Here is a 2,764-nt window from a genome sequence, read left to right on the forward strand (position 1 = left end):
CGGCGCCCAGTCCCCGGCGCCGGGGCGGTCGCGGGTGCTGGGGTTGGGGCGCATAGGTGCGCGGGGGGGGGACGTCAACCCCGCCCCGCCCCCCTTCCGTTTCCGGCCCGGGTGGATGAACGCCGCGGCGCCCGGCTCGGTACCATGAAGATTCACCCCCTCCCGGTTGCGTCCGACCGTACGGGCCGCGGCAGGGGTCGGCCCCGGTGCCCCGAGGAGAGTCCTTGCCCGACGAGGTTGTGCCCACGGCCGAAGCGGCCGCCCCCGACAACCGTCCCACGCCCTCGGGGGCCACCCCGGCACGCCCGGCGCCGACCTCCTCGCGACCGACCGCCCCCACCGGGCGCGGCTCCTCCTCGGGTGGCATGCGCGCCCGCCTGGCCCGCCTCGGCGGCCAGCGCTCCAGCGTGCTCAACCCCGTGCTGGAGCCGCTGTTCCGGTCGATCCGGGCGAACGACCCGAAGGCCGACCCGGCGCTGCTGCGGGACATCGAGCGGGCCTACGCCGTCGCCGAGAAGTGGCACCGCGGGCAGAAGCGCAAGAGCGGCGACCCGTACATCACCCACCCGCTGGCGGTGGCCACCATCCTGGCCGAGCTGGGGATGGACGCCGCGACCCTGATGGCCGGGCTGCTGCACGACACCGTCGAGGACACCGACTACGGCCTGGAGACCCTGCGCAAGGACTTCGGCGACTCGGTGGCGCTGCTGGTGGACGGCGTCACCAAGCTGGACCGGGTCAAGTTCGGCGAGGCCGCGCAGGCCGAGACCGTCCGCAAGATGGTCGTCGCGATGGCCAAGGACCCGCGGGTCCTGGTGATCAAGCTGGCCGACCGCCTGCACAACATGCGCACGATGCGCTACCTCAAGCGGGAGAAGCAGGAGAAGAAGGCCCGCGAGACGCTGGAGATCTACGCCCCGCTGGCGCACCGGCTGGGCATGAACACCATCAAGTGGGAGCTGGAGGACCTTGCCTTCGCGATCCTCTACCCCAAGATGTACGACGAGATCGTCCGGCTGGTCGCCGAGCGCGCCCCCAAGCGGGACGAGTACCTGGCGACCGTCATCGACCAGGTCCAGGGGGACCTGCGCGGCGCCCGGATCACCGCCTCCGTCACCGGTCGGCCGAAGCACTACTACTCGGTCTACCAGAAGATGATCGTCCGGGGCCGGGACTTCGCCGAGATCTACGACCTGGTGGGCATCCGGGTCCTGGTCGACACCGTCCGCGACTGCTACGCGGCGCTGGGCACCATCCACGCGCGGTGGAACCCGGTGCCGGGGCGGTTCAAGGACTACATCGCGATGCCCAAGTTCAACATGTACCAGTCGCTGCACACGACGGTGATCGGCCCCGGCGGCAAGCCCGTCGAACTCCAGATCCGCACCTTCGACATGCACCGCCGGGCCGAGTACGGCATCGCCGCGCACTGGAAGTACAAGCAGCGCGCGGTGGCCGGCGCGTCCAAGGTCCGCACCGACACCCCGACCCAGGTCCGCAAGGACGACAAGGCCGGCGCCGTCAACGAGATGGCCTGGCTGCGGCAGCTGCTGGACTGGCAGAAGGAGACCGCCGACCCGAGCGAGTTCCTGGAGTCGCTGCGCTTCGACCTGGCCAGCAACGAGGTCTTCGTCTTCACGCCCAAGGGCGACGTGATAGCCCTGCCGGCCGGTGCGACCCCGGTCGACTTCGCCTTCGCGGTGCACACCGAGGTGGGCTACCGGACGATAGGGGCCCGGGTCAACGGGCGGCTGGTGCCGCTGGAGTCGACGCTGGAGAACGGCGACGCCGTCGAGGTGTTCACCTCCAAGGCGGAGAACGCCGGCCCGTCCCGGGACTGGCTGGGCTTCGTCAAGTCGCCGCGCGCCCGCAACAAGATCCGCGCCTGGTTCTCCAAGGAGCGCCGCGAGGAGGCGATCGAGCACGGCAAGGAGGCGATCGTCCGGGCGATGCGCAAGCAGGGCCTGCCGATCCAGCGGATCCTGACCGGCGACTCGCTGGTCACCCTGGCCCACGAGATGCGCTACCCCGACATCTCCTCGCTCTACGCCGCGATCGGCGAGGGCCACGTCACCGCGCAGAACATCGTGCAGAAGCTGGTCCAGGCGCTCGGCGGCGAGGAGGGCGCCACCGAGGACCTCGCCGAGACCGCGACCCCGACGCACGACCGCCGGGCGGTGCGCCGCCGGGCCAAGGGCGACCCGGGCGTGATCGTCAAGGGCGTCGAGGACGTCTGGGTCAAGCTGTCCCGCTGCTGCACCCCGGTGCCGGGCGACCCGATCGTCGGCTTCGTGACCCGCGGCAACGGCGTCTCGGTGCACCGCGCCGACTGCGTCAACGTCGAGTCGCTGAGCCAGCAGCCCGAGCGGATGATCGACGTCGAGTGGGCCGCCACCCAGTCCTCGGTGTTCCTGGTGGCCATCCAGGTCGAGGCGCTGGACCGCTCCCGGCTGCTCTCGGACGTCACCCGGGTGCTCTCCGACCAGCACGTCAACATCCTGTCGGCGGCGGTGCAGACCTCCCGCGACCGGGTCGCGATGAGCCGCTTCACCTTCGAGATGGGCGACCCGAAGCACCTCGGCCACGTGCTCAAGGCCGTGCGCGGCGTCGAGGGCGTCTACGACGTCTACCGCGTCACCTCGGCCCGCAAGTAGCGCCCCGAGCACGAGAGAGGGGGCCCCGGGAGGCCCCGGCGCACCCGAGGGGCGGGTAGCGGCATGACCCCGTGACAACCCGAGGGGCCCGGGCGCAGGCGACGCCCGGG

1 protein-coding gene is annotated in these 2,764 nt (G+C 71.6%); it reads left to right on the top strand.

Annotated features, from left to right (window positions below; genetic code table 11):
• The first annotated feature begins 239 nt into the window (after window positions 1-239).
• Window positions 240-2,654: a RelA/SpoT family protein gene (locus ACFV61_RS25125; protein ID WP_380344325.1), complete on the top strand. Its 2,415-nt coding sequence runs from the start codon at window positions 240-242 to the stop codon at window positions 2,652-2,654.
• The last annotated feature ends 110 nt before the right edge of the window (window positions 2,655-2,764 follow it).

Origin of the sequence: Kitasatospora sp. NPDC059817 (assembly GCF_042731835.1) — a bacterium.
Taxonomy (GTDB): domain Bacteria; phylum Actinomycetota; class Actinomycetes; order Streptomycetales; family Streptomycetaceae; genus Kitasatospora.